Here is a 3,949-nt window from a genome sequence, read left to right on the forward strand (position 1 = left end):
GCACCGGGGTGCGCTTATACGAGATCTCCAGCTCGACGGCCTCCACCAGCACACTCATGTGATCCGCCCGGCCGTGATGGTGATCGTCCGGTCCGCCACCCGCGCGACCGCCGCCGAATGGGTGACCACCACGACGGCGCTCGCGCGAGGGCGTTGCGCACGCAGCAGCCGCAGCACGTCCGCCTCCTCAGCCCGGTTCACCTCCGCCGTCGGTTCGTCCGCGAGCAGCACCGCGGGATCACCGATCATCGCGACCGCGAGATTGGCGCGTGCGGCCTCCCCACCAGACAGTGTCGAGGGACGGGAATGCCGCCGCGTCTCCAGACCAAGCCGCTCCAGCAGCTGATCCGCCTGCACCCTGCCCGGTCGCGGGTGTGGGCGCAACGACGCGGCCAGCAGCACGTTCTCCCGCACCGACAGGTGATTGATCAGGCCGCTTCCCTGCGTGAGGACGCCCAGGTGACGGCCCCGCAGCCGCGCCTGGTCCGCGGGCGACCGGTGCGACATCCGCTCTCCGGTCAGCCACACGCCGCCGCCGTCAGGATCATCGATGCCGGCCAACAGCGCCAGCAGCGTGGATTTTCCCGAACCCGAGGGACCCACGACCGCGACCATCTCGCCGGCTCGCACGGCCAGGTCGACATCCCGCAACGCCGCGACCTCGCTGTCGACCCGGCCACCACGGCGATAGAACCGGTGCAGGCCACGAGCCTCCAGCACGATCACGACAGCCTCAAGCTCTGCGTGATCGTGTGGTAGGCGTCAACATTGTCGGCGCCCACCGGCCCGTAGAGGTCGAGACGGACGGTCTTCCCGCCCCTGGCGATCAGGTATTCCTCCACCTCGTCGCGGTACTGCCTGCCGGTCACCGGATCGGGAGCGGAGTTCCGCCGGTACACGATCTTCACGCCGGATCCTGCCGGCAGGCTCACCGGATCGACCGACCGCGCTTCGAACGCCGGCTGCGTCGAGCGCAGCCGCGGTATCTCGTGAGCGGCCGCGTCGGCCACGCTCGGCGCCTGGCTCCCCCCCACCGCCTCGGCGGCGATACCGTTCAGCTTGTCGACGAACAAGGCCCGCGCACCAGCCGTCGTCTCTGCCCAGCCCTCGGGACGAACAAGGGAATAGCCACCCGGAGCATTCATATAATTAATGAAGCCGATATTGTCCGGAATATCTCCCGGTGGGTTCCGCTCCGCCGGGACCGGTTCCTGGGATCCGTCAGCCGAGGCACCCCCGCCGGCCGCCGTGGGCGGAGCCGGGGTCTGCGACGATCCGGAGCTCCCAGGGGCTCCCGAGGACGACGGCGTACTGGAGGATGAACCGCAGGAAGCCAGGACACCCACGGAGAAGAGCCCCACCAGCACCAGCCCCCAGACCGCCACCAACTTTCGTGTCCACATAGGCCGACCATGCCGCGACGCCGCTTAACAGAAGCTGAACCCTCAGCCGGCGGCACGGTCTTCGTGCTCGGCGAGGAGAAGCGGTCGGTCAGCGCAGGATGCCGTACATCGCGGTCGCATCCCGGGTCGGGTACAGCCCATGCGTCCCCTTGCCGGTGGGCAGGAACCCGATCGTGACAAGCCGGACCGGGTCGACGAGGTGCAGGCCGTTGGCCATCATGTCGGCGACGTAGCGCACCTCACCCCATGGGTCGATCTTGATGTCCTGTGGCATGCCCCCGAACGACAGCATGATCGCGAGGATCCACCAGAACAGGCAGACCACGACGCATCGGCCGACTACTCCTCGGAACGGCGACGCCGGCCTACCAGAACCATCGTGGTCCCACGCGTGTCCCGCGGCTGCGCCGGCCCCTGTTCCTCGTCGTCGCCGTCGCCGTCGCCGTCGCCGTCCAGATCCTCCAGATCCTCCAGATCCTCGGAGTCAGCGTCATCGCCGTCGTCTTCCGCCCGATCCGCGACGCCGCCTGCCCTGGCCGGCGGCGCGGACCTACCGGAATCGCCCGGTGACCGGGTGGCACCCTTTGAACCCGCCCGACCCCGTGAGCCGGTGGCGCGCCGGCCGCGGACCGCGGCGGCCAGGGCCGCACCCCGGCCGGTAAAGGCCCCCTCGGCCGCGAAGCACACCGTGACCGAAAGAATGAGACCGAGCGCGACTACACCGAGTAGCGCCTGGGTCTGACTCCCGTGGAGTACATCGGGCTCGGTCGGGGAAATAAGCTGACTGGCCCGGATCATCGCATTCTTCGGCACGTTCTGCATGACCTGCAGCTTTTCAAGCTCGGTCCCGGCCACCGTCACCAGCACGGATGCCGTGTTGGTCGCGGCAGCCGGCGATGCGTCCGTGGCGGCAATCTCCAGCACCGGAGAACCATCGGCGACCAGCACGATGGTGAAGGGCGACGTGGCGTGTGCGGCCTTGAGCTCCTGCCGAACACCGTCGGTCCCCATGATCCGAGCAAGAACATCCGCAGTGTTACCTAACGGAATGGACAGATACGGGTTTCGGCTCGCCGCCGTGCTGGTGGTCCCGGAGTCCGACGTCGGCGGCAGTATCACCACCGCCGCATGGGCTTGGAATGTCGGACCGATGGCGGCGTGCACGCCCACCCCGGCCAGGCCGGTCAGAATAATCCCGATGATCAGGATATACCAGCGACGGACAAGAACCGCGACGAAATCCAAAAAGTACACTCGTGTCCCTTGCTCTTTGCCCCCCAGCGCGGGTCAGCATTGCGCCGACACCGGATCAGGTCCAAGATACACGGCCGACATCAGAGCGAGAAGGGCGCTGGAGCTTGTCGTGCCGATGCGCGACAAGCGACAACAAGCCAACAAGATAGCAAGCTGTTCCCGTCGACGCCACTATTTGATCTCATACAGATGAACGCCATGTGACGAGAACGGGTCTCACCTGACCTGTCGGGTGGGTGGGCCACGCCTGTCGATCCCGGTAACCGCCGGCCGTCAACCCCGCGCCTGCCGACACACACCAGACAGGCCCCCACCCACCGATCAATTCAGGCAACACTCTGTTAGGCGAACTCGGTTGGGTCGAGGCCGAGCACGTCGATCGCCTCCCGGACCACTGCTTGTTCACTGGGCGCGAACGCGCCGTCGACACGGCCGATGACCTCGCCGATGCGCACCACGGCACGGGCCTCGACGGCCCGTCCCCGTACCTTGGCGATCTCGGCAAGGGCCGCCCGTTTTCCCGCGGCGAAGTCGCTCTGCAGCCGCGCCAGATGCATGTCGAACAACTGCTCTAATTCGGCTGCCGGGAAGCTCGCCATCACCGGGTCGGTGGCGACAAAACCGCGCATTCCCTCCCGTTCGGCCGGGTCGATGCGGCCATCGGCGGCGGTCACCAGGGCGCAGATGGCGACCGAGGCGTCGCGGAATGCGCTACCGCGTAGGTCGTCGCGGAATGCGGTCAGCTGCGCGCGCAGCGACGCGACCGAGGGACGCAGCCGGCCCCAGCCCATCTCGGTGGCCGCTGGCGGTATGCCCTGCCACAGCGGCCATCCCTCGGCCAGCCACCGCCGCACCGCCCAGGCGACCGGCAACGGACGCAGCCGTGTCGCCAGCAGTACATCGATGCCGACAGCTACCAGCGGGCAGTGCTGCCACGCGGCGGGCACCGCCGTGTCCGCCGGCCAGACGGTGGCGAACAGGATCGTCAACTCGTGCCCGGCTGCCAGGGCCGTGGCCGGACCGGGCATATCGCTCGACTGTCGGTGGCTGTGCTCCACGACGCCGACGAACTCCCGAACCATGGTGGTCATGTCGCCAACACCGTCGAGATGGCCACCAAGCGTGTCCTCGATGTCCTCACCCGGTTGGACCGGCCCACCCGGCAGGACATACCAGAGGTCCCCGGGTGGCCGAGCAAGGAGCACCCGGTCATCCACCCGTAGCACCAGTCGAACGTCGAGCTGGATCGCGGCAAGGCCGAGCATCCGAAACCCTCTCCGTGATGGCCGTGG

The 3,949-nt window shown here is 67.9% G+C and carries 5 protein-coding genes; all 5 read right to left on the reverse strand.

Features of this window, described 5'->3' with window-relative positions:
- Window positions 1-54: 54 nt before the first annotated feature.
- On the reverse strand, window positions 55-726 hold the full coding sequence (locus U9980_RS24150) for an ABC transporter ATP-binding protein (protein ID WP_322770029.1): 672 nt from the start codon (window positions 724-726) through the stop codon (window positions 55-57).
- The gene (locus U9980_RS24155; protein WP_322770030.1) at window positions 723-1,403 is read right to left on the reverse strand and encodes a hypothetical protein; all 681 of its coding nucleotides are present in this window, start codon (window positions 1,401-1,403) and stop codon (window positions 723-725) included. The genes U9980_RS24150 and U9980_RS24155 overlap by 4 nt, the downstream gene beginning before the upstream one ends.
- Before the next feature lie 88 nt (window positions 1,404-1,491).
- Window positions 1,492-1,728, reverse strand: a complete 237-nt coding sequence (locus U9980_RS24160) for a hypothetical protein (RefSeq protein WP_322770031.1) — start codon at window positions 1,726-1,728, stop codon at window positions 1,492-1,494.
- A 14-nt stretch (window positions 1,729-1,742) separates the two neighbouring features.
- Complete coding sequence (locus U9980_RS24165; protein WP_322770032.1) at window positions 1,743-2,657, reverse strand: hypothetical protein; 915 nt, start codon at window positions 2,655-2,657, stop codon at window positions 1,743-1,745.
- A 341-nt stretch (window positions 2,658-2,998) separates the two neighbouring features.
- Window positions 2,999-3,922 (reverse strand): TerB family tellurite resistance protein, encoded by a 924-nt coding sequence (locus tag U9980_RS24170; RefSeq protein WP_416210382.1) that lies wholly within the window; start codon window positions 3,920-3,922, stop codon window positions 2,999-3,001.
- Window positions 3,923-3,949: the final 27 nt, after the last annotated feature.

Origin of the sequence: Protofrankia sp. Cr1 (genome assembly GCF_963555865.1) — a bacterium.
In the GTDB taxonomy this organism is placed as follows: Bacteria; Actinomycetota; Actinomycetes; order Frankiales; family Frankiaceae; genus Protofrankia.